The sequence below is a fragment of the Candidatus Manganitrophaceae bacterium genome (assembly GCA_016200325.1).
Classification (GTDB): domain Bacteria; phylum Nitrospirota; class Nitrospiria; order SBBL01; family Manganitrophaceae; genus Manganitrophus.
The window spans coordinates 181,281-206,731 of record JACQEZ010000007.1; the positions used below are offsets into that span (position 1 = coordinate 181,281).

Below are 25,451 nucleotides of genomic sequence, written 5' to 3' on the forward strand. Positions count from 1 at the left end.
CAACCTTCCTAAAATCCGCCGCCTGGTTTTGCTGATTTCTGGAAGTATCGCCTCGGCCACATCCAGCATGCCAGAGATGTCAGTTTCAGGGAAAGGAGTGGTTCCGTAGCCAACCGGTCTCGACTAAAGGCGCAAGAGACAGAGATGTAAGATGCCCTCCTTTGGGGGGATTGCGCGGATTGGACGTATACCTATATAGTATTAAATCTGATCTGGGAAAGAGTGCTCTGAACCATTACATTAACAAGGAGAATTGGAAATGAAAAAAATAACAGCTCGCCTGATACCGGCCCTTTTTGCGGTGATGATTCTCGCGGGGACCGTCCGGTCTGCTTTCGCCATCCCTTCATTGCAACTCGACATCTTGGGCGGCACGTACGATTCCTCTACTCAAACGATTGTGTCCTCCAGTCCCTCATTTAAACTCTATGCTTATTTGATTCCAGACAGTAAGGCTTTGCTGACCGATACTTATTTTATCTCCGTTGCGATGACTCCCCAAATCGGACCGGTCGGTGTCGATGTGGGCTCATTTCAATTGAACGGAAACACGGTTCTCGCGACTGCCGACATGGTTTACGGAACTCCTCCGATCGACAGTTATACGCAGGCCTCCGACCCGGGAGATTTGTCGACGCATAGTATTTACCCTACCTACTTCCAGCAATATGCTTTTAATTTCGACTCAAATGATCGGACAACGGGATACGACACTCAGATAAACACGGGAGTGGGACCAACGCCTAATTCTTCCGGCGAGATGTATTTCCATGAGTTTGATGTGGACACCACGTCTCTGGCTGCTCCCTACAGCGTACATTTCGATTTATATAGCACGCAGAGCGGAAATAATGCCGCGAGCGATACCGATATTAATCAGTTTGCACCGTTCTCTCATGATGCGGAAAGCTGCATCAATTGCCGGTCTACTTCTGTTCCTGAGCCGACCACAATGCTTCTGGTCGGAGCGGGGATGCTGGGTATGGTTGTCTATAGAAGAAAACTTTTGGCCTAGGTTTTTCCAAGAGGTTCGCATACGGAAGCGATCGACTCTTATAAAATGAGTTCTGGATTTAAAGAGCCGATCATATTGTCTAATTCGCAATCCGCTATCCTTTTGAAGTTTGCTGAAAACTGCCATTAATTGAGAGGGGCGTCGGAGACAATCCGACGGCCCAATATCTTGATCCTCCTCAATTAATCGCCCCGAATGGAACGTCTTTTGGTTCGTTGCTGCTACTATTGCGGTGGATACTCCCGTCCGCATCCAGACGCATAAGAGCTTCAGATCTAATTGCCGGATCCGAGAAAACGGATGGCGATTCGCAGATCACTCAAGCGCAACGCTGGATAAGCGGAGTTGAACGGCCTCTTCACATTTCATCGTTTTTCATCGTTCGGACGGGAACCGTTTTCGATCACATTTTCTTTTGAAGATGGGTCACCCGGATCGATTTATTCCTTCTGATCACCTTCGTTGGGTCTTTTATCCTGAGGTTCTTCGCCGGGCGGACGTTGTCGAAATGGATGGGTATGCATGAGGTGTTCTTCCGGCAAGGCCTCTGGCCCGATTCGAAACTTTTCCTGGCTCTCGTAAATGGGACGCTTTACCTCTCCGGCGTCAAACTCGAAATTGAGGGTCACCGCTCCATTGGCCGGCACGGTGATCTGCTTCTCGATCGGCTTAAAATGAGGATGCCACGCAACCACCTTGTAGGTTCCCGGAGGGAGCCGATCAATCTTAAACTCGCCGTCCTTTTTCGTGTTCGTATAGTAGGGATTGTCCACGACAAATGCCCAGCTTTGCATGAATTCGTGCATCCCGCAGATCATCTGCGAGATCCTTCTTCCTCGGGTAAAGTTCAGCTTTCCCCCCGCATCCTTCGCGCCCGGAGGGAGTGGAACGTTTAAAATAATATTCCCTTTCTCGTTCTGAAAGACTTGGATGTTGTGAATAATCGGATCGTAATTCTGAACTGAAATCGCCTGATGGTTTTCAAGAACGGTCACCAGGGGATGTTCATGGTGGAGCTTTCCATCTTCATCCTTCACATACTTGTCATTGAAAGCGGCTTCGGCAGGGTGAAACATACAGTCTTCCGTCACCCATTTCGCGTTGACGTGAGGAAACGGTTTTCCTTTTTTGACCTGCTCTACGGCCACCACGGAGTCCTTGAGCCCACCGTCTGTTCCGACATAGAATTCCTCCAGCAGAACATTTCCCTGGCCATCTGAGATCCTTTTGCAAAATGCTCCAAAAGGATAGAGAACCAGAGGAAAAACGCGTGGGGGAGGGATCTCTCCTTTCAAGGTCACTCTGCCGATAAGGGTGCCGCCACCTTTGACATCCATTTCCTCATAACCAAACGCCATAGGTATCCCAGAAAGACCCGCCAGCCCCAGAAAGAGAACTCCTAAACTCAATCGATAAAACCTCTTCATGACCGCCTCTCCTCAATTTAGAAATAAAACCGATTCAAGAGACATCCTCCCCGTGCCCTCTTTACGACCTGAGACGGATCTCAACCTGTAAACATACATACCCATTTCCTCAGACACCGTCCGGCTTCTAAAGCTTGGCCCATGGCGATCTAAAGTCGACTATTATGTATACAAAATATATAGATTAAAAATAGTCCTATTGGAATTCGATGTCAAGTGCGATTGCTTACGTGTTCTTATCAGAAGGCCCTCTCAGGCCGCCGTGGGACCAGACAGGAGCCTCCCTGAGTACTGAGCTGGGTTGCAATGGTTTGGAACGGAAAGGCGGAGACCCACCGCCGAATGTTACGTTGAGATCGATCTGACACGGGGCCGCCTCTGTCGCAGCAGGTAAGCCCCGGGTGATGGTCTCCAGAATCTACCACCGATAATGAACCAGATCATTTTTGTCTCTTGCTTTTATTCTTTTGTACACATAATATATGTATACATAATATTAATCCTATTAGAGGAGCTCGTTAATTAATTCCGTAAATGAACGCCAACCGGGAGAAGGCTTAAAAAGCCGAACCTATCGTCATAAGGAGGAATGGAGATGAAGCCGAAGTTTGAGACAGTGGGACAAATTAGGAAAGGAAATACGCATATCGCCTATGAAAATCAATCCGCTTTTGATATCGCCATGGAATTGCTTGGGAGTCACTATACCGGCATGCCGGTGTTGGACAAGGAGGACCGGGTCATCGGGGTGGTGACGATACAAGACCTGATCCGAGCTCTTCCGGGGGCACGCAAATTAGAAGAGATTAGGGTGGGTGAAATCATGACCCGGTCACCGTTGGTCATTGACGATGATACCCCGTTGGAGAAAGCAGGCCAGATGCTTGTAGACGGAACGCTCCCTCGGCTCTGCGTCGTCCACAAGGGGAAATTGCTTGGCACCATCACCGGACATGACCTGTTACGGGCATGGATAGGCTTGCCCCCGGCAATGTAATCGGGGACTTCCGAATCGTCTTCCCTGTGGCTGGTATAAACCTTGCCTGCCACAGGGATCTTCCGATTCGGGTTGAGTTAATTCAAAATAAGGCCAATCAGACCTCGCTGCTCTTTCTGATTTCTTAAAGGGATGAATCCCCGCAATGATACCCATCATCGTGAACGGAAACCTCTTGCCTTGAATGCGCACCGCTGGATTCTGAAGCAAGTTCTAGCATCCTCTTGGCAAGGACCCAATCCCGGTCTGCCGGGGTCATTACGGTAATGTATTGGCGATCTCCTGACCTCGATTTCGGTCTTGGACATCACCGGCGAGTGGAACGGCATAGGCTTCTCGAGGTCGTGGTCAGATTAAATGTTGTCATGCCCGGAGCGCTGTATTTTCGATTAAATATTCGGGAATGACGGCCTAAGAAAACCCGCTCAGCTCGATAAACCCGCTACCGATATATAGATATTCTCTTGACTATCGCAATCGTTTTGTATACATAATAACGCGCTATCCCTTCAAGCCACGAGCCACACATGAGGTAAATCTCTGATCAAAGCGGTCTTCATCTGTTTTGTTCCGGATTAAATGGCGCGGTCTGATTTGCCTGGTAGAACTTGTCCTTAAATATATCTTAAGCAGGTGTATACGCCGAGATTTGCAAAAGTATTTTTTATTTTCTGATTCGAACTGCTTCTTGTATAATACTGACGCGGGGTTAAGAAGACGTTGCTCGGGAGGGCCGGTTGCTCAGCTTCCATCCGTCGGGAGATTTGATCGATCTGTCTCTTCAGATATAGCGCGTTGAAGGATTCATGGTTTATAAAAATAAATGGCGCAGCGTCGGATCGGGGGGAAGCGCCGGGATGGTAATATCGATTTTTTATCGGGGCGGCTTCAGGAGATCTTTGGGGGCACGAGGAAGCGTCTGCCGCCGGTGGGGCGATGGCCATCTTAGCAAGAGCGACGAATATCCCCATCGCCGCTTCAATCATGCCAATCGAGTTCTTCGGCCCGCTCATTGCCGCTTGGGCCGCTGTCGCGCGTGTGGCGAGCTTTCTCATCACGGAAGATCGGAGCGTCTACCCCACCCGGATCATCGGGGCCGCTCCGGTTTTTATCTTCTTTTAAGGAAGAGCGGCCCCCATCGAAAGTAAATGGGCTTCGTTCTGAAAAGAGACCGGAGCATCGGAATGAAAGGGAGTGTCCGTTTGGTCGATGAATCAATCTCAGACAATGTAAAGCGCTTTATCGGAGGTTATATTGATTCTGTCGAGTTATTGGAGATTCTCTTGCTGCTCCGTGGCAGTCCAGGACGCGAATGGGACCCCGTTTCTGTTAGCCGAGAGCTCAGGAGTAATCCGAACTCAGTGACCATGCGTCTGAATCATCTCTGCACGCGGGGACTGCTGTTGATGAAAGAGTCGCCGTCTCCTCTCTACTTCTACAAACCCAAGACAGAGGAGTTGGATCTGGTGGTTAAAGAATTGGCCGAAGCCTATCGGATGCGTCCGACGCGCGTCATCGAATTTATCTTCTCTAAACAGGCTGATATGTTGCGTGATTTTTCAGATGCGTTTAAGTTCAGAAAGGACGATAAAAATGGCTGAGATCGTTTACGTCCTCTCTGCGCTTACAAGCCTGACCTGTGCCCTGCTGCTGCTGAAGGGCTATTTGAGAAGCCACACACGGTTATTATTCTGGAGTAGTCTCTGTTTCTTCGGTTTAGCGGCAAACAATATCATTCTTTTCGTCGATTTGGTCATTGTTCCTGAAATAGATTTATCAATATTGAGGTTGGCGGTGGCCCTTCTCGGACTGATCGTGCTTCTTTACGGTCTGATCTGGGATACCGCATAGGGGGAAGAAAAGATGATACAATTTTTGTCCGGTGCGATTATGATGGCCTGCTGCGTCGTAGGACTCTTTTTTCTTCGCTTTTGGAGAGATACGCGAGATCGTCTTTTTATCACCTTTGCCGTAGCGTTCTATTTGCTGGCGGTTGAACGGATCGTGATATTATTGATGAAAAGTCAATACGAATTCTCCGGTTATCTTTATATGATCCGCTTCTTTGCATTCCTTCTCATTTTGTGGGCGATTCTCGATAAGAATCGTTTAAAAAACAGCTCATAAGCCACTCGAATTCTCACCTTAACTTAGAATGCAGCACGAGGATGCCTATCTCTTCTTCCCGTCTATTTTAAGTGATCAATAATAGCCTCTGGAGCAGCCGCCTATCAGCAGGATAGGGTTGAGCTCAGCAAGCTGGTCCAGCAAGCGACACTCTATCTTCAAAAGAGAAGCCGATAAGAGGCAAGGCAATACGATCTTCCATTCGGATACAATCCGTTCCAGGCCCATCCTCAATCTCGAACCGGATCATCGAATGCACAACTGGAAATAAAAATCGTTCTAACGGATCCTCTCCTGATCTGACGTGATGAATCAATCTTGGGTCAAATGGGTTTAGATGAAGTGGACGGTGCATTACATAACACGTCCTATTTACTCGTGGCCCTTGACATCTAAATCTAAAAGAGGATACTTATGTATATAAACTTTGTATACAAAATAAATGCGCTGAATTTTATAAGCTGTCATGAAGACATTCTATCGATCGGTCCTAGAGGACCTTTTCTCGGATATCACCAGGTTTTCAAAATTCCGGAGGATGGATGCACCCTAAAAGAAGGTATAAATGGACGTCGAGGGAAGAGAAATTGATTATCGTTTATTTAATTGAAATTGTTTTAACCGTCATTTTGCTTAATTGGTACATCCATTCGGGCAACGATTTTAGATTGTTTAGACTCCTGGAGGGTCTCTATCGGACGAATCAACTGGATGCGAAAGACAATACAATATCAAAAAATAAATCAGGTGAAGCGGATCTTATTTCATCTAAAAATAAACCTCAGTTTGCTGCTGGACAACCTTAATTTATCTCCCTTCACCCTTCAACGAATCTGCGGTCTGATGGATATATGGCCCGGCGGGTCGGCGAAAAGGGCTGCGATCTGTCGAGGAGTTTCGTTTGAGGAGAAGGCCGTAAAAATAGAAGTGTTCATCAGGCGGTTGGAGATTGTTTAAGTTCATTTTGCCACGAAATGAACAGAAGAGGTGGAAACTCGGATTTGATATAAAATGAATAGAAGTGAGCAACAGGAATCGCCGCGAATGAATGTCGATATTTGGCCTCAAACCGAATCTGCAATCATTCGTTACGGGGCCTCTATCCTCGCCAGCCTGATCGGATTTTTAATTTCCTATTTTTTATTTCCCCTCTTTCTCAGTCCGGTCTTTTTTCTTCCCTTTATTGCTGTCATGATCAGCGCGTTATATGGAGGATGGGGGCCTGGACTCCTCGCCGTATTTTTATCCGGTATATCATTTATCTATTATCTATTGCCTCTGACCGATCCGTCGGGTCATCCCGTCAGTCATTTAATTCGTCTTGATGTCTTTCTTCTCTTTTCCTTGCTCATCTGCTGGATCAGTGCTTCTTTCCGATCCGCATACCGGGCCCTGGTGGCCGCACGGGCCGAGGCGGAAGAGGCGAACAAATATAAATCTCAGCTGATTGCCAATGTTTCTCACGATTTGAGAACGCCGCTGAACGCGATTATCGGTTACACGCAGCTTCTGCGTTACAAAACGTATGGTCCGATTTGCGAGCCACAAGACAGCGCGCTGGAAGGAATTCAACGAAATGCCGGAGATCTCTTGAAGATGGTGAATGATATTCTGGATCTTGCTAAAATCGAGTCTGGAAAATTGCCGGTCAAGATCGCTTCAGTTGAAATTTCCCAACTCATTGAAGAAGTTTTATCGGAGGTCCGACCCCTGACAGACCAGAAGGGCCTCCTTCTACAATACCCTCTTCCCCAAAGGCTCCAGCCGATTGAATCGGATCGGATGAAGATCAAGCAAATTCTCATTAACCTTCTCTCCAATGCCATCAAATTTACGAATAACGGAATGATTAGAGTCATGGCCAAAGATCGAGAAGATCACCATGGGATTGAAATCCTGGTTCAGGACACGGGGATTGGGATCCGACCGGAGGCGCTCCCTAAAATTTTTGAGAGTTTTTATCAGATCGACGGAATGGACAAACCCAAAGGGAGTGGTCTGGGTCTGGCTATTGTGAGGGATTTGACCCATTTACTCAATGGAGAAATTGAGGTTGACAGCAAATGGGGAGCGGGATCGACCTTTACACTCTTTTTGCCCTACCGGATTTTCTCAGAGCGTCCCTTCGGAGCCGCGGACCGAATCCAAAGGAAAATGGATTAAAGTGATTCAATGAATAAAAAAAGGCTGTTGATCCGCTGTTGAGCCAAAAATAAAGAGCCCGTTGATCTGTAGAGATCGCAGAAAAAGAGTCAGTGGCGGTCCGGTTTACACGGATCTGTCGGCGCGTCACCCACTTCATCTCACCATGACTCCTTTCAAGATCAGACCAGCCGCCCCTGCCGCAAGAATAATAAACGGCTCCGGGATCTTTTTGACCTTGATCATCAGGAAGAGGGTGATCAGGCAAATCAGCGCTGTCGGAACATCGATCACCGCTCTCCGGCCGAGCACAAAAGCCGCGCCGGCGATGGCGCCCGTCGCTGCGGCGGTCACCCCCTCTACAAAGGCGTTGATCTGTTTGTTCTGCGCGAAGCGGCGATAATAAGGGGCCGGAATGATGACGAAGAGGTAACAGGGAAGAAAAACGCCGATCGCCGCAGCGGTCGCACCGAGAAAACCGGCGACCAGGTATCCGATGAAAGCGACGGTGATCACGACCGGCCCGGGGGTGATCATCGCGACGGCGACCGCATCGAGAAACTGCCGCTCCGTGAGCCAGTGGAAGTCATTGACCACCCCTCCATGAAGAAAAGGGACGATCGCCAACCCGCTGCCGAAGACAAACGCCCCCGCCTCGGCAAAGTAGAGGCCGATCTTCCAGAGAATATCGGCCGATGCAGGCCCAGATAGGCCGGTGAGAAGCCATCCGGGCGATGAGATCAGTCCCAATAGCGCCGGCCTGGAAGAAATGCGGGGAGGCGCTTTAATGAGGAGCGCGACCACGCCGCAGAGAAGGAAGACCCAGATGATCTCGGATTCCGTCCAGGCTGTGACCAGGGCACTGACCCCGAAGAGAGACCAAAGGAGCCAATCTTTGGCGAGGGTCATCCGAACCAGTTTAAAAGCGCTCCGGGCGATGATGGCAATGACCGCGGCGCCGATCCCGTAAAACGCGCCTTGCATCCAGGGAAGGCCGCCGAAATTCAGGTAAAGCGCGGAAAGCGCAATCACCATAATAAATGAGGGAAGAATGAAAGCGAGGCTGACGAGACTCGCCCCCAACACGCCGGCGCGGACCCATCCCAGATAGATTGCAAGCTGCGCCGCCAGAGGGCCCGGCGCAAGTTGCGCGAGCGCCAGGCCCTCTTTATAGTCCTGTTTGGAAATCCAGCGCCGCTCTTCCACCAGATCTCGCTGCATGTAACCGGTGAGCGCAATCGGCCCGCCGAAGCCGAATGTGCCGAGACGAACAAAATAGACAAGGAGCTCCCGCAAGGTGCAGGGACGCAGCTCCGTTGATCCCGGCGGGGCTGCGGCGGCCGCGGCATTGGGAGTTTGGTCTGCTTTACTTTCAATCTTGCTCATGACCTCCTATCCCTATGCGTTATCATCATTGAGGCGCCATTTTGTCCAGCGCATTTTTTAAACCTTCGGCCAGCTTGGTCGAGGGACCGGCCCCCCAGAAATGCATGAAGAAGAGACGGGGCTCTTCCGAGACCAGATGATTGTGAAGGGCCGTCACCTCGATGCCGTTCTCCCGAAGGGCCTGGGTCACCGGCTGGATCTCTTTATCGATCAAGACGAAGTCGCCGGTCGTGACCGTTTTTTCTTTTCCAGGCTGAAAATTGATGGCCGTCGCCAGCCCCATGAACGGCGGGATCTCTACCCCGTTGACCCTGATCGGCTCTTTTCGGGGAATACCATATTGGATCACGCCGTTTTTGACCTTTCCCTCTTTCCCCAAGATCGCATCAATCTTTTTGGCCTCCGCCATTTCATCTGCTCCAGCGGCTCCCTTCCCTGAGTCCTGTGAAGCCTTCAAAGGGGTTCCCGTTAACTGGAGGGCCTCTTTTAGATGAGCGGCGAGCTGCTCCGCATTTCCCTTCCCTAGGAAATGCATGTACATCACCTTCGGTTTCTCGCCGATTAAGTGATTATGAATCGCGGTGATCTCTATTCCCTTTTCTTTGAGTTTCGACTCTACTTGCTTGACCTCTTCTTCTTTCAAGACGATATCCCCGAGGGCAATCACCTCGTTTCCGACCGGTTTGAAGGCGGCCCACGTGCCGAGCGCAAGGCCCGGTTTAAGCTGAACGCCTTCGAGGGTGACATTCAGATCGGTCCGGGGAAAACTGATTTTCAGAACGTCTTTATTCATCTCCCCGGGGCGGTCGAAAACCGCCTCGATCTTTTTCTGATCGAGCGGGGTTTCTGAAGCAGGGGCAGGCTGCTCCGCTCCTACGAACGAGATTCCGATGAGCGAAGCGAACAGGATTATCCCAATGCTTCCCCATATAAAAGGATTGGTCTTTTGTCGAAAGGGTCTCTTTATTGACGTCATGGTATCCTCCAATCTGACATGTATCCTCTTCTCCAAAGAAAGTGAGAAAAGGTGAGAGGTTTAATTCAGCGTTGCCGCGACTCATTCGCGCTTTCTTCTAAAATATTCATAGAGATCATTAAAGAGGGCCATCCCTCGATCCAGCCGGCCTTCATCCTCCTTATGGGCTAGAATCATCCCGGCAATCAATCGGTCGATGCCCAGTGTTTCCGGCCGGCCGAACCTTTCATCCTTCAGATCGATGTCATGGACGATTTCAGCGATCGGTCGAAGGGCGGCTTCTTTGAGGTCGGTCCGCGCGATCAGGACTTCAAAGGTGCATCGACTTCCCTGATGGGTAAACTCTGCGTCGAACATATCGAACCGCAGCTCATCCTTTTTGGGTTGATATCCCTTGCTGAGAACAAATTTGAATTCTGCCTTTGGATCGATAAAACGGCGGATCAGCCAGGCGCTGGCAATTCGATCGATATGAACCCCCTTGCGAGTCACCCAGGTCCGGTCTTGGAGATCTTCAAGACGAAAAGAAGGGGCTGCAGACTCGACCGGTCCACGCTGTAGTTCACCCAAGTACGCCTCCAGTCCCGAGATCGCCCGCTCGGCGACCTGCCGTTGAGGGGTATTGAAGAAGTCGATGAGGGTCACTTCTGCAAATTGCCGCTTGAGACGGACGAGATGGTCCTCAATCTCTCCCAGGCGGTCTCCCGAACGCTTCGTTTCTGAGGGGACGGTCTTCAGAATCGCGCGCGCTTCTTCAGCAAGCTGGCTGTAGTCGGCCTCGCGCGCGGCATGGAAGAGCGCTTCGATTTGTGAATCAGAGAGGCCGTCGACGAATCGCGCTTCACAAATGGAGACATCGCCTCCTCCTTCCACAATCTCCCGAAGCACCCACTGGAAGTCTTCATAAGTGGAATCGTTTTTAGGAAGGACATAGACCGAATTCTTGATCGCGACGGCGCCGAGCTTCTGCAGCCGCCGCCAGATCTTCACGCGGAAGTAGTTCGGTTTCGGCGGGATTTGATGGATGAGAAGAATCCATTTTTTTTCGCTTTTCTCATTCACAGTGTCTCCTATACCAGTTGATCTGATCCTATAGAGCAACCGTATCAATTGTCAAGTCGCCTTACTTTTTCTTAAAAGGCTTGACGCCGCCGCGGTCCTTTGTGCCGGCGGTGGTCTCGTACGGTATATGTTTTGCTCCCCCGGACCCGCGCGTCGGCCGAGATCGAGATCGGACATAGACAGGAGGGTAAGGAATGGAACTTCTTTATCAAGGACAACGGGGTCGGATTTGACCCGCAATATGCCGACAAGCTCTTCGGTGTTTTCCAGCGCCTGCATCGGGCCGATGAGTTTGAGGGGACCGGCATCGGGTTGGCCAATGTCCGTCGGATCATCTCTCGCCATGGGGGCCGCACCTGGGCCGACGGCCGTTTGGATGGCGGCGCCGTTTTCACTTTTTCGTTGCCGAAGAAAGAAGGGGATTCTGATGGCTGATTTTAGAAGCATCCTCCTGGCGGAGGACAATGCGGAAGATGTTGAGCTGACGCTGGAGGCGCTCTCCCGGCATAATCTTGCGAATAAGGTGATTGTCGCCCGGGATGGCTCGGAAACCCTCGACTACCTTTATTGTCGGGGAAAATTTAAGTCCCGGCCGCCCGAACCGCCGGCGGTCGTTCTGCTTGATATCAAGATGCCGAAGGTAAACGGGCTACAGGTGTTAAAGACAATTAAAATGGATGACCACCTGAAAACAATTCCGGTGGTCATGTTGACCTCTTCGCGCGAAGAGCCCGACCTGGCGGCGAGTTATAAACTCGGCGTGAATGGCTATGTTGTGAAGCCGGTCGGCTTTCAGGAATTCATCAAAGCGGTCAGCGAACTCGGGATTTTTTGGGCCATTCTCAACGAACCTCCGCCGGGGAGCGTTAGGAAGGCGATCTAGAGACGGGAGAGGGGGATCGGGGATGAGGCGACGAGAAGAATATATAAAACGGCAAAAAAGTATCAACGACCGAACACCCTGTTAAGGGGCGGATCGCACGGTCGCGTCCCTTAAAACAGAATTAGATCAGCGCAGCGAGCATCGAAAAGGCGGAATCTCCGAGCGCCGTCTCTACCACCGCGCCGCAAACTGTTTTGCCGAGAAAAAGACCGACGTTGGACGCGGCGGTGTAAATGACCTGGTCATGGGTGACCGCTTTGGATTCGTCAAAATAACGTGCTTGTTTCAACCGGTCGAGGATTGCCTCCGGCTGGAGATTGTTCTGATCATAATGAATGGTGATGCTGCCGGTCAGGATGTTGACGGCCACAGAGTCGACCCCGTCAATGGACTTTAAGAGTCCTTCGACGATCTCTGCTTTCGCCGGGTTCCGCTTTACCGCCGGGCTTTTGATCCGAAGCCGTCCCGGGATCTGATGGATGTAATAGCTCATCTTAACTCCTTCGCGGATAGTTTTACGAACGTTTTGCAATTTGGATAAGCAGAGCATCTCAGTCGGACCGCTTCCTCCTCCCTTTTCTAGAGATGCATCGGTCTTCCGCAGGCCGGGCAGCTCGGCTTCGCTTTGATTTCTGTTCTCTTCGATCCGAATGTAAATTGTCTGCCACAGAGCAAACAGAGAAAGCGCTTCCTTCCGGTCCAGGCCTTTCCATATTTGTAGTAGGCGGTGGACTTACAAGAAGGGCACTTGGTTTCGGGGATCTTCTCGGCAGAGGTGGTAGACGTCAGTATCATGGTGCCATTAAATCAAAGCACCATTACGTCGTTATCGATCCATTGTTAAATTCATGTTAAAGATGACTCGATCTTTTTTCTCTAAAAGGGGGCGAGGAGTAGAACCGATCAGAGTGTCTATTTCCAATGGAGTGGCAACCCGTGGGGAAGGAATCGGGTTTCCTACATTCGCCTTCGAACGATGCGGTAGAATCTGAAATTGTTGTTTTTCAATATTGAAATGTCTAAATTGGGCTGTTTTGAATGGAGAGAAAAAGGGGTGGCTGGCCTTCGTGGATGATCTTAGAACTTTTTGTGTTGAGTCCTCAGTGAGATAGATTTATTTAGCAGTCGATTCATTCTCGCCCTCGCTTCAATACGTCTACTGAAGATATGCCAAAGCCTGACAATAAGGCCAGACAGCACAATCACATTCCAAAATGATCTTCAACGGGCTGACAATCTTCATGACGGGGTCGCCGGTCCAGTCACAGACCGTCAGAAAATTTATTTTGCGCACTTGAAGACCTTAGATGAGATTGGAGAGCTTCCCTTTGAACTTCAGGCGAAGCTCTTACGCTTCCTTGAAGCGCGAACGTATACCCGTGTCGGCGGAAACAAGGAGCGGGAAACCGATGTGCGCATCATTGCGGCAACCAACCGAGACCTACAGTCCGAAATTCAGAAGAGCCGATTCAGAGAGGATCTCTTTTACCGCATCAATGTTTTTCAAGTTCAGATCCCTCCAGTGAAAGACCGCCAGGAGGACATTCCAGATCTCGTTAATCATTTCCTCTCTCAGATGGCGGTAGGGCGATCGTGTCAGTTTACTATTTCTCCTGAGGCGCTCGATGCGCTGTCAAAATACCCTTGGCCCGGAAACGTCAGGGAATTGAGAAATGTCATCGAAAGGGGCGACGGTGATCACTACGGATGGACTGATCAAAGTAAGTGACTTGCCCCCGCTCTTCCCAATGGCCCCAACCTCAGCCGGTTCAGGCAGCTATCATGGACAGCTTATTCAATACCGCAAGCAGATTCTACTCTCGGCCCTAAAAGAGAGCGGCGGCAATCGGACTGAAGCGGCGAAAAAGCTTGGCCTTCATCGGACGGATTATGTTCGTAAGCTGAGGAATCTTGGAAAAGAAGGCGGTTCTGTCGCTGGAGAACATTCACAGGAGGTTGGGCAGGTGTGACAAGGAAGGCATAGATTTCTGAAGCGATTACGATTCCTTCTTCCCTTTTCGAAATACGCTCTGAACATTTTTTCTTGACTCTTCCAAAGTAAAAATTTTACTCCTTTTGGAGATATTTTATTAAAGTCTATACACCAGGAGGTTTAAGTCCGACGATTCCTTCAGTAGTTCGAATTATACCTATTATATTCTAGATAATTAATTTAGTTGACAGGGAATGATCTAGCTGCTAATATCCCCGGCGTTTTTACATGCCATATTGGGAAGAGAAAAAATGTTTCGATTAAGCCAGGTTCCGCTTCGGGATGTTTTAATAAATAAAGACGTTCCCACTACCTTTCCTTTCCGTCTTATCCTAATCAGTACCAAAAGCCTGCGTCTCGCATCGGTGTTCTCTCTTCTTTCTATTTTTCTATTTAGTCTCTGTGGCTCAGTCGCGTGGGCTGCGGGCGATGAGACCCCATCGAATGGTGATCGTGCACCCGTAAGCAGCAATGAATCCTTTCAGAGCTCCCTATTTACTGGCGGCTTTTCAGATGCCATACCGATTATTGTCCCGCCCGGCACCAGGCTTCAGCCGACTCTCGCGCTTGCTTACAGCAGTGGTTCTGCCTCCTCCCAGTCGTTTCTAGGGGTTGGCTGGTCGCTCTCCGGATTAGGATCGATTGATCGGAGCAGCAAAAAAGGGGTGCCTCTATATGACGCCATCAATGGTAATCCGACCACAGGGACCGATCAATACACACTGAACCTGGGTGCAACGCATGAGTTGGTTCATATCTCTAACGATGGCAGAAGTCCTTTCCACACCAAAATAGAAACCTTTCTTCGAATTGCTTTCACTACGATCTCACATCCTCATGCTACCAAAGGGGGATTTGCAACGGTGTACTGGGTTGTCACCGATAAGAATGGCACCCAATTCCGATTTGGATTTAACGCTGATTCCAATGTTATCGCCCTAAATCCCGACGGGACTTCCAAACGAGCGACACGGGCATGGTATTTAGATCGAGTGGCCGATACACATGGTAATTATATAGAAATTAGCTATGCCCAAGATACGCTCGACTCCACCCGGCCGAATAATGGAGGAGTTTATCCGTCAAAAATAACCTATACCAAAAATGATTCAGCTCCGCTTAATTCTCTTCGAACCGTCGATTTTGTCTATGAGCAGCAGCCAAGGCCCGATATCGTAACGGATTACAGCAGCGGCTCTTTAGTTAAAATTGATAGACGCCTTAAATCAATCGACATTAAAGTCAGCGGGACTTTAGTCAGAAGTTATCAGCTGACTTATAAAATAAGTCCCGTTTCCGGAAAGTCTTTGTTTAAATCGATACAGCAAATCGGAGCGGAGGCTGCTTCGAATTCTCAGAACTCGTTGCCGCCGACGAGCTTTACCTATCAGGAGAATCTAGCTCAATGGGCAAAAAGCCCAGGCTGGGGTGCCAGCATCCCGGCGGCGTTATTAAAAGACGGTAAGTTTGACGGAGTTCAGGTCGTCGATGTGAATGGAGATAGCCTTCCAGATTTTGTCAAAAGTATATCAACCGCGGCAGGTGGCTCCGTGAAGCAGGTCTGGTTAAACAATGGCAGTGGGTGGTCAGCTCCTAACGCTGCTTGGGCTAATACCATCCCGACCTCCTTCACCATAGATGGAGTTGACAACGGGGTGAGGCTTATCGACGTCAATGGAGATGGGGCGCCTGATTTTGTCCAGAGTACTGCAACTTCTAAAGCAGTCTGGCTGAACACCGGTAACGGCTGGAGTGCAACGCCTGACACTGCCTGGTCGGGGAGTATCCCAATTTCTTTTTTGGCTCCAGTCGAGAATATTGTCTTCGATCAAGGGGTGCAAGTAGTCGATGTGAATGGAGATGGCCTGCCTGATTTTGTTCAAAATCTTAAGATAGAAAACTATCAAAAGAATCGCTGTGTACTCGTTCCAAATTGCCCGGGCAATCCCATCTGTGGAAACAGTTGCAACAAAGAGGCTACAACAGATTATTTTCTGGATAGCACCTCATCCTCGAAAGGAGTCTGGATTAATACGGGAAGTGGTTGGGCTCAAGATACAGGATTAACCAACGGCTTACCTGCAGAGCCGCTGACCAAAATAATTTCCAAGAAGGATGTCGCCAACTGCAACCCTGAATATGAGCCTGACCCGCCGCCTCATCCAGGATTAATTATCGGCTGTGTAATCAGTGATCAGGGCCTAATCACAAATACGATCAGGCCAATTGATACTTGGACTCGTTTTATGGACGCAAATGGGGACGGTCTCTTGGATATCATTTCCAGCCTTGTAGATGGGCTAGGAAATTTCATAACGAAGCAGATTTTTCTTAATACGGGCAAGGGCTGGATCAGTGATGCAGGCTACTCTAATTCAATTCCCAAGGGTCTTGCGAAGAAGGGGGCCGAGGTCGATGACTATACCTCGACCGGTACGGAGCTGATCAGTCTCAACGGAAATCGCGGATCGGATCTGGTTTCCTTCGAGCCGGATGGTGCGGGGAATTTCACCCATTCGGTATTTCTTAATTGGCTCACTGGTTGGACGACGCAGGGCCCGGATCAGGATCAAAGGAATGCCGCATGGACAGCGGCGATTGCAGGCCTTCCGAAGGGTCAGCTGACCAACGATCGGCAGCTCGTCGGCCATCAGTTCATCGATCTTAACGGCGATGGGCTCCCGGACTTTCTCGTTAGCACACTGGATACCAGTACCAACACTCCCTTCAAAGAGGTCCATCTTGCCAACGGGCCTGCCCCAGATCTGCTGATTCAAGTTCAAAATAATTCCGGAGGAAAAACGATTGTCCAGTATAAGCCGGCCGTTCAGTATCTTGGGTCTGGTGGGGAGATCTTAAATTCAAAAATACCTTTTATTATTCAAACCGTCCAATCAATCATCAGCGACAGCGGGATCACAGGGCAGCCGTTGGGCTCCGTTAGCTACAGCTATTCGGGTGGACTTTTTGATGGGGCCAGCAGAGAATTTAGAGGCTTTCGCTCTGTAAAAGTAATGGATGCGGCAGGCACATATACCGAGACCTCCTTTCTGCAAGATAATATTTTTAAAGGAAGAGTTGATTTTACGGAGGTTCGAAATGGTCCGAACCCATTGAACCTATTTAGCCGGGTTGTTAATTTCTGGGACTATACTTCGCACTATTCGGGAGTGCTTTTCCCCTTTCTTTTGAAAGAAGATCGGTATGTGCACGATGGCTCAGACAGCCCTCAGCGAACAGAGACTCTCTATGAGTATGATCCCTATGGAAATATCAAAAAGGTCGATAGCCGGGGAGATCTGTCCAAAACAGGAGATGAGCGAGTAGATGGAGTCGACTTTATTTATAACGATACAGCCGATTTCTATATTGTTTCGCACCCCTCAAGAAAGTTCACGACCGATGATTTTGGAACACTTCTTACTCAAACATGGTTTGGCTATGATGTTGCTGTTCTCGATCCAGCAAATCCTTCCGCCGGTGGAGTTTCTCCGACCAGAGGAGATGTGACTAGTATTGTTGACTGGTTTCCGGAAGGTGCCAATCCGATGACCACATTCGGTTATGATGTTTATGGAAATCAGATCAAGATCACCGATGCCCGTGGAAATAGTTCAAAGACAGTCTTTGACAGCCTCTTTCACTCGGTACCTATTATTATGACGAATGCAAAAGAACAATCCGTTCTAAAAAAGTATTATGGTATTGATGTCCCGGTCAGCCCAGATGGCCCTATCCCAGGTTTGCTGGCTTCGGTTACCGATATAAATCAGATTACGGTTTCTTACAAGTACGATGCATTGGGACGAGTCACACAGGAGATTATCCCCCCCGATACCGCAGCAACCCCGACCGTCCAGTACTCCTATGAGCGGGATGGTATTCCTCCAGAATCAACTTTAATGAAAAAAAGAGACACCTCTCCGAATGGCGGCGGAACCTTAGAGAGCGCTACTTTCACTGATGGTTTCGGACGGGTCATCCAGAGCAAGCGGGAGTCGCATGACCCGGCCACGCAAATTACAGTAGACCAAACCTATAATAACAGAGGACAGGTGGAGAGTAGCTCTATCCCTTATTTAGTTCAGGGGCCGCTCATTTATAGCTCCCCGCTGTCTCAACCGAAGACGACGACTTCATATGATCCGGTTGGCCGTGTTACCACAATCACCAATCCAGATGGCAGTTATGCCACCCTCACACCGCTTCAATGGTCGACCACGATTATCAATTCAAATGGCCAGAAGCGCGTAGAGTCCCATGATGCATATGGACAGTTAATTAAAGTAGAGGAATATAAGGGAAATGATGGCAGAACCCCCCCCGCTGAAAGCTTTTCGCTCTATGCCACCACTGAATACCAATATGATCTCTTAGGACGGCTCAAAAAAGTCATTGATGAGAAGAAGAATGAGACGGTCATAAATTATGACAGCTTAGGCCGCAAGAAATCGATGCGAGATCCTGACATTGGAAATTGGTCTTATGAATACGATGCAGTTGGAAATCTAAAAAGACAAGTCGACGCAAAAGGCCAATCAATCTATTTTAGTTATGATGCCTTAAACCGTCTTATCAGTAAGGGCTTCCAGGAGGATACTCGGCCGCCGACAGTTCCCACGAATGTAACGGCTACACCTACCAGCACCGGATATGGAATAAGCGTTTCCTGGAATGCCTCCACCGACAATGCGCGCGTCGAGGCATATGATGTTTTCAGAAATGGGAGTGCCACTCCGGTGGGGAGATCGACGACACTTAGTTTTATCGACACTAATCTCTCTCCCAATACGACGTATAGTTATACGGTTTCTGCAATTGACCCTGCCGGCAATGCTTCGGCTCAATCCTCTCCTTCCGCGAGCGGTACAACACGGCCAGATACTGTGAGTCCGGATGTGGCTCCCAGCAATGCTTCTGCTGTGGCTGTGAGTGAAACACAGATGAACGTGACTTGGGTTGCGGCCCATGACGATGTCGGTATCGCCGGTTATAAGATTGAGCGGTTTGACTCTGGTTGGGTTGAGATTGGAAGCTCTGCTGTACCATTCTTTGCAGACAACACTGTGACAGCTTGGAAATTCTGTGAGTACCGGGTCAGAGGGTATGATGCCGCAGGCAACTATAGTAATTACTCTGCATCCAGTCCTGGAGTACGGGCCCTGGATCTAACGCCGCCACCTCCGGTATCTGGTCTGCGGATGGTCGATTTTGGAGGTACTACCGTTTACCATCTAACTTGGAACCCCAGTGCAGACAACAGCGGTTTTCCGGTCCATTTTAATATCGTGAAGGGCCCCCCAAACCCAACAACAAAATCTACCAATCAGTTTTTTTATGATTTTGATCGGACGGCAAGAGCGACATATACGGTTTATGAAATTGATGCTGCCGGCAATTTTAGCCAAGGTGTCTCAGTCACGTTTCCCTAGTAGGTAGGATGAGCAGAACGATGAGAGTTATTGGATGAAAAAGCCAGTCCTGACCTCTATTTATTTCTTTGTGGGCATCGTTTTTATTGCCCTCGGCTTGCCTAGTATTTCGTGGGGACAGACCTTTACAGATACCTTCGAGCGGTCCGATAGCACGAACATCGGACCCGATTGGAATGAATATGCTTCCGATTTAGCAATTGTTTCTAATCAGGTTCGGAACCTAAATAGCGGTCCCAAGGCCGCGCAGTTTATGAAATCTATCGGACCGGACCAGGCGGTCTCGGTTGACTGTGGCGTCCTTGCCGCCAGTAACAGCTGTGCAGTGATGGCACGCTGGTCTGATCAGAGCAATTTCTATTTGGCCAGGTTAGATGTCGGAGCACAGAACATTGCTCTTTTTAAGGTAGTCGGTGGGACCCTGTCACCACTTGGAGCACTGGCTACGCGAACAATGACATATAATACATACTACCGCCTCCGCTTAGTTGTCTCGGGACCGTCTATTTCAATTTTCTTTGGGGATGAAGACAACGCTGCCATTTCAGTTTTGGACAATTCACTGACTTCTGGCAATTACTCCGGCATCCTTGCTTCAGCTTCTGCCGCCAACACCGTTTTATTCGATAATTTTAATGTATCAGTCCCTATGATAGATAGCTTTGACCGCGCAGACGGCACCAATCTGGGGTCCAAGTGGAATGAATATGGACCTGACCTGCAGATCTTCAGCAACCAGGTTAGAAACGCCGATTCGGGACTAAAAGTGGCTCAATTTACGACTGCAATCGGCCCGGATCAGAATGTCTCGGTAGATTGTAAAGTCACCGCTTCGAGCAATAGCTGTGCGGTAATGGCACGATGGTCCACTACGAATAATTTCTATGCCGCGCGGTTAGACGTCGGACAAGGGAATATTGCCCTTTTGAAAATGGTTAATGGGGTTTCGACACCGATCGGTACCACGGCGGCCCGTTCACTTTCTGTCGATACCTACTATCGCCTTCGTCTGGTGATTAGAGGATCCACTTTGAGTGTCTATTTTGCTGGAGAGACCACGCCGGCTATATCAATTGCGGATACCAGTCTGACGGTTGGCGATTACGCTGGAGTTTTGGCCGTTACCACAGGCGCTAATACAGCATGGTTTGATAACTTCGCTGCCAGCACTCCCTATCCTCTGAGTGACACTTTCGATCGGACGAACAGTAGCAATCTAGGAAGCAATTGGGACGAATATCAGCCGGATTTAGAGGTCTTTAACAACCAAATCCGAAATGTCGACATCAATGGTAAAGCGGCGAGATTCCGTCGATCAATCGGCCCCAATCAGGATGTTGCTGTCGACTGCGCGGTCATCGCAGCAAGCAATAGCTGTGCGGTCATCGCACGTTGGTCGAATTCAACTAACTTTTATACGGCCAGGCTCGATGCCGGAGCGGGAAACATTGCACTCTTAAAAATAGTCAACGGAGTGGCAGCCCCGGTCGGAACCGTCGCGGCCAGATCCCTCTCTTATAGTACCTATTACCGCCTCCGTCTGGTGGTCAATGGAAGCTTGCTCTCAGTTTTCTTTGCGAATGAGGTGATGCCCGCCATCTCAGTGGTTGATACATCATTGAGTGCGGGAGATTATGCCGGAATTTTATCCGTCGCTAACGCAGCCAATACCACCTATTTCAATAATTTCAATGTGGGTCTCCCGCTGTCTGCACCGACCAACCTCGCGGCAATCGATACCGCCTCAGATCAAGGCGGCACCCTCAGTCTGTCGTGGACTGCTTCCCCCAATGCGGGAATAACGGAGCAGCGGATTTATCGAGCAACGACAAGTGGCGGGACCTATAGCCTCATTGCGACCATTCTGAATAACACGACCACTTCCTACTCTGACGTAGGATTGACGAACGGAATAGTCTACTATTACGTAATACGGGCGTATGGCCCATATGAGAGTGTGAACAGCAACGAGGCACAAGCCAACCCTGTCGACAATGTCGCCCCTCACGTACCGATGACATTGCAGGCGACAGATGTAGCACCCGATTCAGGCGGAGCCCTGCTGCTGAGCTGGACCCCATCGATTGATACCGATGTTACACAGCAGCGTCTTTACCGATCGACGATAGCCGGCGGTCCCTACTCGACGTTGGTTACTACACTGATGAACAATACTACTTCCAGTTATATAGATAACGGTTTGGTAAATGGAACGCCATACTACTACGTAATCAGGGCTTATGATGGAACCAGCGAGAGTGCCAACAGCACCGAGACCAGCGCTATCCCGCTAAATAACAGTGCGACGATCATTGGGCGCGTTACGAAATCTGACGGTTCAACGCTTTCTGGGGCCGACACCACAATCTATCAGGGTGGTATTATAAAGGGCTCCGCCACATCAGGAAGCGATGGAAGGTACACGATTGCCAATCTGATCGCTGGCACTTATGAGCTGACCTGCAGCATCACTGGATATCTTACCCAGCGAACGGCAGTGGATGCTCCAGCAGGACAGACAACGGCCGCTGACTGTCAGCTGCAAGATGCAAATGGAATTGCAACGTTCAATTATGATGAAACCGGCGCCACATTTGGGAAAGGTCTAGGACAGCTGACCTCGGTGATTGATTCAACTGGGAATAAGGTGATCTTTCAATATAATGAACGGGGACGAGCCATCGGTGAGACCCGAACGATCGATGGGATTAACTATACCTTTAGTAGCACATTCGACTCTTTAAATCGTCTCGATACAATTACCTATCCGGATAGCAGCCAGGTTCGATATCGCTACTTAAACAATGGACTTCTAGAAAAGGTTGACGATCCGCAAGCCGCTGCGGGCGCCACTCCTTATGTTCAATATTCCGGTTACAATGTGTTAGGCCAGCCAAGTCTCCTCACCTTCGGAAATGGGGTGACAACCGCCTATGCTTATCAGGCGGATAACTTTAGACTCCATTCAATCCTTACTAAGGATCCAACAACGAACAAGTGTTTTCAGAGTATGGACTATACATATGACTTCAAAGGCAATGTCGCTACCATAAACGATTACAGGAATGCGTCAGGCATTTGTGGAACTACATCGGTTAGCCAAGAGTTCAAATATGATCATCTCAGTCGATTGAAAACGGCGCTCGGTCCATATGGAGCGAACGGTGCCGCAAAATTTATCTACGATTATAACGAAATTGGGAATATTAATAGCGTCAAGAATTGTGCCCCAGACGAAACCTCCTGCTCTGATTCACTGTATACTTATCTGCCAAGCGGTCCGGCCAGTCAGCAGCCGCATGCAGTCACACAGGTAGGTAATCAGAATTATCAATATGACAAAAATGGCAACATGCTTACAGGTGCCGGTCGAAGCATTGATTATAATCAGGAGAACAGGCCGGATACGATTCGAATCGGAACCACTTCAGTGATTCAATTTACTTATGATGCCGGCGGTACCAAGATCAAGAAGCTTTTGCAGAAAGGTACTGCCCAGGAGACAACACTTTATATAAGCAGCCTATATGAGTGTAAGCAAGGCAGCGGGACGGTCGGAACTTCCTGCTCCAAATATATTACGGCAGGGGGGCGTCTCATCGCGATGAAAGACGGCCAATCGACCCACTACTTTCATCCGGATCATTTAGGAAGTACAAATATCATCACTAATAGCCAGAGAGATACGGGCGGTTTAATCCAAATTGACCAAAAGCTCAATTATCTTCCCTTCGGGACCACTCGCAGCGACAGCACCGACCCATTGGGTGGGACACGATATAAATATACGGGTCAAGAACTTGATTCGGACACAGCGGATGCGGCAGGGAATGCTCTTTATGATTATGGAGCGCGACTCTACGATCCGGCACTCGGTCGGTTCATTATGGCCGATCCAATCGTCCCACATCCAGGAAACCCGCAGAGCTTTAACCGCTATAGTTATGTTCGAAACAATCCTATTAATATGATTGATCCGACAGGCTACGCGGAGTGCAGTGCATATATTACCACGAATACAACTAATAATGGTGGGACGACCTCTGTAAATACCGTCCCCCAAGGAGGGCTTGCTCCCGGCCTGAATACAATTGTAATTCGACCTTATACGGTTTGCGGGTACCAGGTCGATAGTTTTAGCTGCTCACAAATTGGAAAGAACACTTATGCCTTTCAGTCGGTGGGTTCCATTAACGGTACTCCGATTTGGACCTATGACGCAATTGTAACGATGCCAATACAGCGAGCGGAATATGGCGCTGACCTTAAGGCATTCAGAGAGAGAGAAGCGATTTATGCTCGGGGATTCGCAGCCTCAATGGCCTCGGAGAATAGGTTTAGAGCTATGACCGCCGCCCTTCCGATGCTGGACTTTCCGGAGCCTCCACAGGAGCAGGACGGAATACTGGCAGCTCCCGATATGCCTCTCCCGCCTCGAGAGAGCTCAAGTGCTGAGAGCGCACGAGGTTCAGGAGGAGGAATGCAGCTCGCCATGGGGCCTACCAAAGGAGGCGTTGATCAGGCGGGTGACTTTCTTGGTGGGATTACAGACATGTTCAAGGATTACAATGACCTCGATTTACTGGCACATGATTGGAATCAATTTATCAGTGATTATATGGCTCTGTCCTCAAAGCTGGAAGTTGGGCAGACTCAACAAGCCTGGCTAGTCATGGACATTATGCCACCTCATCGATATCGCGGATTGGCGGAGACCTCATCGGGTTTTCTTACAAATAATGCAACAGACATGCTTCCGATCACAGTCTTTGGAATCACAGGACCAGACAGTCCCTATAAATTTAGAATCGATGCGGACCGGTTCTGCGCGAATGGGAAGTGTTAGTCAATCCTAACTCCACAAAGGTCTTCTTTTCCAGTTGTTTATATTTTAACTTCTATGTTTGTGACCTATGTTTCACTCTCTGTCTTCAATGACCTCAGCGTCCTTAATGAATCGATCAATACGTATATTTGACCGATTTTTAACTCTCGAAGCAGCGAATTGTCCTCAAAGATCTGCATTTTATATTGCTCGTCTGAGGGATCTTGGAATGCAAAAACCTCAGGGGAGAGGCAGGGGACAGTCTTGCATTGTACCGGCAGATGAAATGTAACGAGCCGACCTCTGACGGTACTCGACTGCTCAATGCGTCCCGTCAGCTCCTCGCTGAAATGCTCGATGTGCTCGAAGAAATATTTAACATCATGCGCTGGCTTGCCTTTCGAGGAAGCGGCCAGACTTGGTAGAACCGAGTAGCCAATCACTGCAATTATGGCGAGCGGCAGCCACCATCTATCCAAAGGACCAGAACCGCGGTTGCTCCATCGGTTTCGGTAAAACACTGCGGCAGGCCCGCAGATTCTAATGTAGACCTTGCGAATGAGAGTCATTGAATGCGCAACCAACGCGAACCCCTTAAGCTGCGCCCAAAACTCGATGCGAAAAATAGGGCCGCTCCCGCTCCTCTTTGATAATCGCCAGCGCCTCGTCAATGCTTGCAGCATGGAGCCAAGCCTCCGCCGCGGACCGCTTGAGAGGAATCGGTGTTCGGTCGTGTCCTGCCGCCGCAACTTCCGGGTGGGGGTCGTCGGTAATCAGTGCTGCCGATAAGAGCGACGGCTTTCGATAAATTGGATGGAAAAATTTCAGAAGAGTTTTGGGCCGAGCGAAATCAGGATTGGCGAAGAGAGCAGGATCAGATTCAAAACAAATTACAGACTCACCAGAAGGCAAACACGAATTATCTCCAGGAAGGGATTCGAATCGTAGAACTCGCTAATCAGGCGTATTCTCAATATGTTGCGCAAGATGTTCACGAGAAAGCGCGACTGCTGAAAATCTTACTTTCGAACTGCACCCTGAAGGACGGAACTCCTTGTCCTACCTATAGAAAACCGTTTGACTTGATTGCTGAAAGTGTGAAAACCAAAGAATGGCTGGGGGACGAGGATTCGAACCTCGGTAAGCAGAGTCAGAGTCTGCTGTCCTGCCACTAGACGATCCCCCA

Annotated in this window: 20 protein-coding genes and 1 tRNA gene; 13 read left to right on the forward strand and 8 right to left on the reverse strand. The window is 49.4% G+C overall.

Translation table 11 applies throughout. The features are described 5' to 3' along the window. Nucleotides 1–259: 259 nt before the first annotated feature. Complete coding sequence (locus tag HY282_05175; GenBank protein ID MBI3803137.1) at nucleotides 260–1,015, forward strand: choice-of-anchor N protein; 756 nt, start codon at nucleotides 260–262, stop codon at nucleotides 1,013–1,015. Nucleotides 1,016–1,455: 440 nt separating this feature from the next. Here the strand turns inward: HY282_05175 and HY282_05180 are convergent, their stop codons facing one another. After that, entirely contained in the window at nucleotides 1,456–2,352 is an 897-nt protein-coding gene (locus HY282_05180) for a carboxypeptidase regulatory-like domain-containing protein (protein MBI3803138.1), read from the reverse strand. A gap of 685 nt (nucleotides 2,353–3,037) precedes the next feature. Here HY282_05180 and HY282_05185 point away from each other — a divergent pair. The 6 genes from HY282_05185 to HY282_05210 all read left to right on the forward strand — a co-directional run bounded on the left by HY282_05185 (nucleotide 3,038) and on the right by HY282_05210 (nucleotide 7,729). Beyond that, nucleotides 3,038–3,439 (forward strand): CBS domain-containing protein, encoded by a 402-nt coding sequence (locus tag HY282_05185; GenBank protein ID MBI3803139.1) that lies wholly within the window; start codon nucleotides 3,038–3,040, stop codon nucleotides 3,437–3,439. Between the two features lie 936 nt (nucleotides 3,440–4,375). Next, nucleotides 4,376–4,561, forward strand: a complete 186-nt coding sequence (locus HY282_05190) for a hypothetical protein (protein MBI3803140.1) — start codon at nucleotides 4,376–4,378, stop codon at nucleotides 4,559–4,561. 62 nt (nucleotides 4,562–4,623) lie between these two features. Continuing rightward, entirely contained in the window at nucleotides 4,624–5,040 is a 417-nt protein-coding gene (locus HY282_05195) for a hypothetical protein (GenBank protein MBI3803141.1), read from the forward strand. Further along, complete coding sequence (locus tag HY282_05200; GenBank protein ID MBI3803142.1) at nucleotides 5,033–5,290, forward strand: hypothetical protein; 258 nt, start codon at nucleotides 5,033–5,035, stop codon at nucleotides 5,288–5,290. The genes HY282_05195 and HY282_05200 overlap by 8 nt, the downstream gene beginning before the upstream one ends. An 818-nt stretch (nucleotides 5,291–6,108) precedes the next feature. After that, nucleotides 6,109–6,372 carry a hypothetical protein gene (locus HY282_05205; protein ID MBI3803143.1) on the forward strand — a complete coding sequence of 88 codons (264 nt, stop codon included), beginning with the start codon at nucleotides 6,109–6,111 and terminating at the stop codon, nucleotides 6,370–6,372. Nucleotides 6,373–6,610: 238 nt separating this feature from the next. Continuing rightward, a complete protein-coding gene (locus HY282_05210) occupies nucleotides 6,611–7,729 on the forward strand; it encodes a HAMP domain-containing histidine kinase (protein ID MBI3803144.1) in 1,119 nt (372 codons plus the stop codon). Between the two features lie 135 nt (nucleotides 7,730–7,864). Here the strand turns inward: HY282_05210 and HY282_05215 are convergent, their stop codons facing one another. From HY282_05215 to HY282_05225, 3 genes are all read right to left on the reverse strand, one after another. Then, entirely contained in the window at nucleotides 7,865–9,094 is a 1,230-nt protein-coding gene (locus HY282_05215; protein ID MBI3803145.1) for a chromate transporter, read from the reverse strand. A gap of 25 nt (nucleotides 9,095–9,119) precedes the next feature. Further along, the gene (locus HY282_05220; GenBank protein MBI3803146.1) at nucleotides 9,120–10,070 is read right to left on the reverse strand and encodes a DUF1259 domain-containing protein; all 951 of its coding nucleotides are present in this window, start codon (nucleotides 10,068–10,070) and stop codon (nucleotides 9,120–9,122) included. An 81-nt stretch (nucleotides 10,071–10,151) separates the two neighbouring features. Beyond that, the gene (locus HY282_05225) at nucleotides 10,152–11,132 is read right to left on the reverse strand and encodes a chromate resistance protein (protein MBI3803147.1); all 981 of its coding nucleotides are present in this window, start codon (nucleotides 11,130–11,132) and stop codon (nucleotides 10,152–10,154) included. A 99-nt stretch (nucleotides 11,133–11,231) separates the two neighbouring features. Between HY282_05225 and HY282_05230 the strand changes: the two genes are divergently transcribed. After that, nucleotides 11,232–11,567: a hypothetical protein gene (locus HY282_05230; protein ID MBI3803148.1), complete on the forward strand. Its 336-nt coding sequence runs from the start codon at nucleotides 11,232–11,234 to the stop codon at nucleotides 11,565–11,567. Then, the gene (locus tag HY282_05235; GenBank protein ID MBI3803149.1) at nucleotides 11,560–12,015 is read left to right on the forward strand and encodes a response regulator; all 456 of its coding nucleotides are present in this window, start codon (nucleotides 11,560–11,562) and stop codon (nucleotides 12,013–12,015) included. Before HY282_05230 ends, HY282_05235 begins: the two co-directional genes overlap by 8 nt. 121 nt (nucleotides 12,016–12,136) lie before the next feature. Here the strand turns inward: HY282_05235 and HY282_05240 are convergent, their stop codons facing one another. Next, nucleotides 12,137–12,508 carry a heavy-metal-associated domain-containing protein gene (locus HY282_05240; GenBank protein ID MBI3803150.1) on the reverse strand — a complete coding sequence of 124 codons (372 nt, stop codon included), beginning with the start codon at nucleotides 12,506–12,508 and terminating at the stop codon, nucleotides 12,137–12,139. A gap of 86 nt (nucleotides 12,509–12,594) precedes the next feature. Beyond that, nucleotides 12,595–12,810: an IS1 family transposase gene (locus tag HY282_05245; GenBank protein ID MBI3803151.1), complete on the reverse strand. Its 216-nt coding sequence runs from the start codon at nucleotides 12,808–12,810 to the stop codon at nucleotides 12,595–12,597. 313 nt (nucleotides 12,811–13,123) lie between these two features. Between HY282_05245 and HY282_05250 the strand changes: the two genes are divergently transcribed. The 4 genes from HY282_05250 to HY282_05265 all read left to right on the forward strand — a co-directional run bounded on the left by HY282_05250 (nucleotide 13,124) and on the right by HY282_05265 (nucleotide 24,286). Further along, complete coding sequence (locus tag HY282_05250) at nucleotides 13,124–13,744, forward strand: sigma-54-dependent Fis family transcriptional regulator (GenBank protein MBI3803152.1); 621 nt, start codon at nucleotides 13,124–13,126, stop codon at nucleotides 13,742–13,744. Further along, complete coding sequence (locus HY282_05255; GenBank protein MBI3803153.1) at nucleotides 13,689–13,985, forward strand: hypothetical protein; 297 nt, start codon at nucleotides 13,689–13,691, stop codon at nucleotides 13,983–13,985. Before HY282_05250 ends, HY282_05255 begins: the two co-directional genes overlap by 56 nt. Nucleotides 13,986–14,259: 274 nt before the next feature. Further along, nucleotides 14,260–19,440 (forward strand): VCBS repeat-containing protein, encoded by a 5,181-nt coding sequence (locus HY282_05260; protein MBI3803154.1) that lies wholly within the window; start codon nucleotides 14,260–14,262, stop codon nucleotides 19,438–19,440. 34 nt (nucleotides 19,441–19,474) lie between these two features. Further along, nucleotides 19,475–24,286 (forward strand): carboxypeptidase regulatory-like domain-containing protein, encoded by a 4,812-nt coding sequence (locus tag HY282_05265; protein ID MBI3803155.1) that lies wholly within the window; start codon nucleotides 19,475–19,477, stop codon nucleotides 24,284–24,286. A 65-nt stretch (nucleotides 24,287–24,351) separates the two neighbouring features. Here HY282_05265 and HY282_05270 read toward each other — a convergent pair whose 3' ends face one another. Together HY282_05270 and HY282_05275 are read right to left on the reverse strand one after the other, a co-directional pair. Next, nucleotides 24,352–24,948 carry a hypothetical protein gene (locus HY282_05270; protein ID MBI3803156.1) on the reverse strand — a complete coding sequence of 199 codons (597 nt, stop codon included), beginning with the start codon at nucleotides 24,946–24,948 and terminating at the stop codon, nucleotides 24,352–24,354. Between the two features lie 429 nt (nucleotides 24,949–25,377). Then, nucleotides 25,378–25,451 (reverse strand) — tRNA-Gln (locus HY282_05275).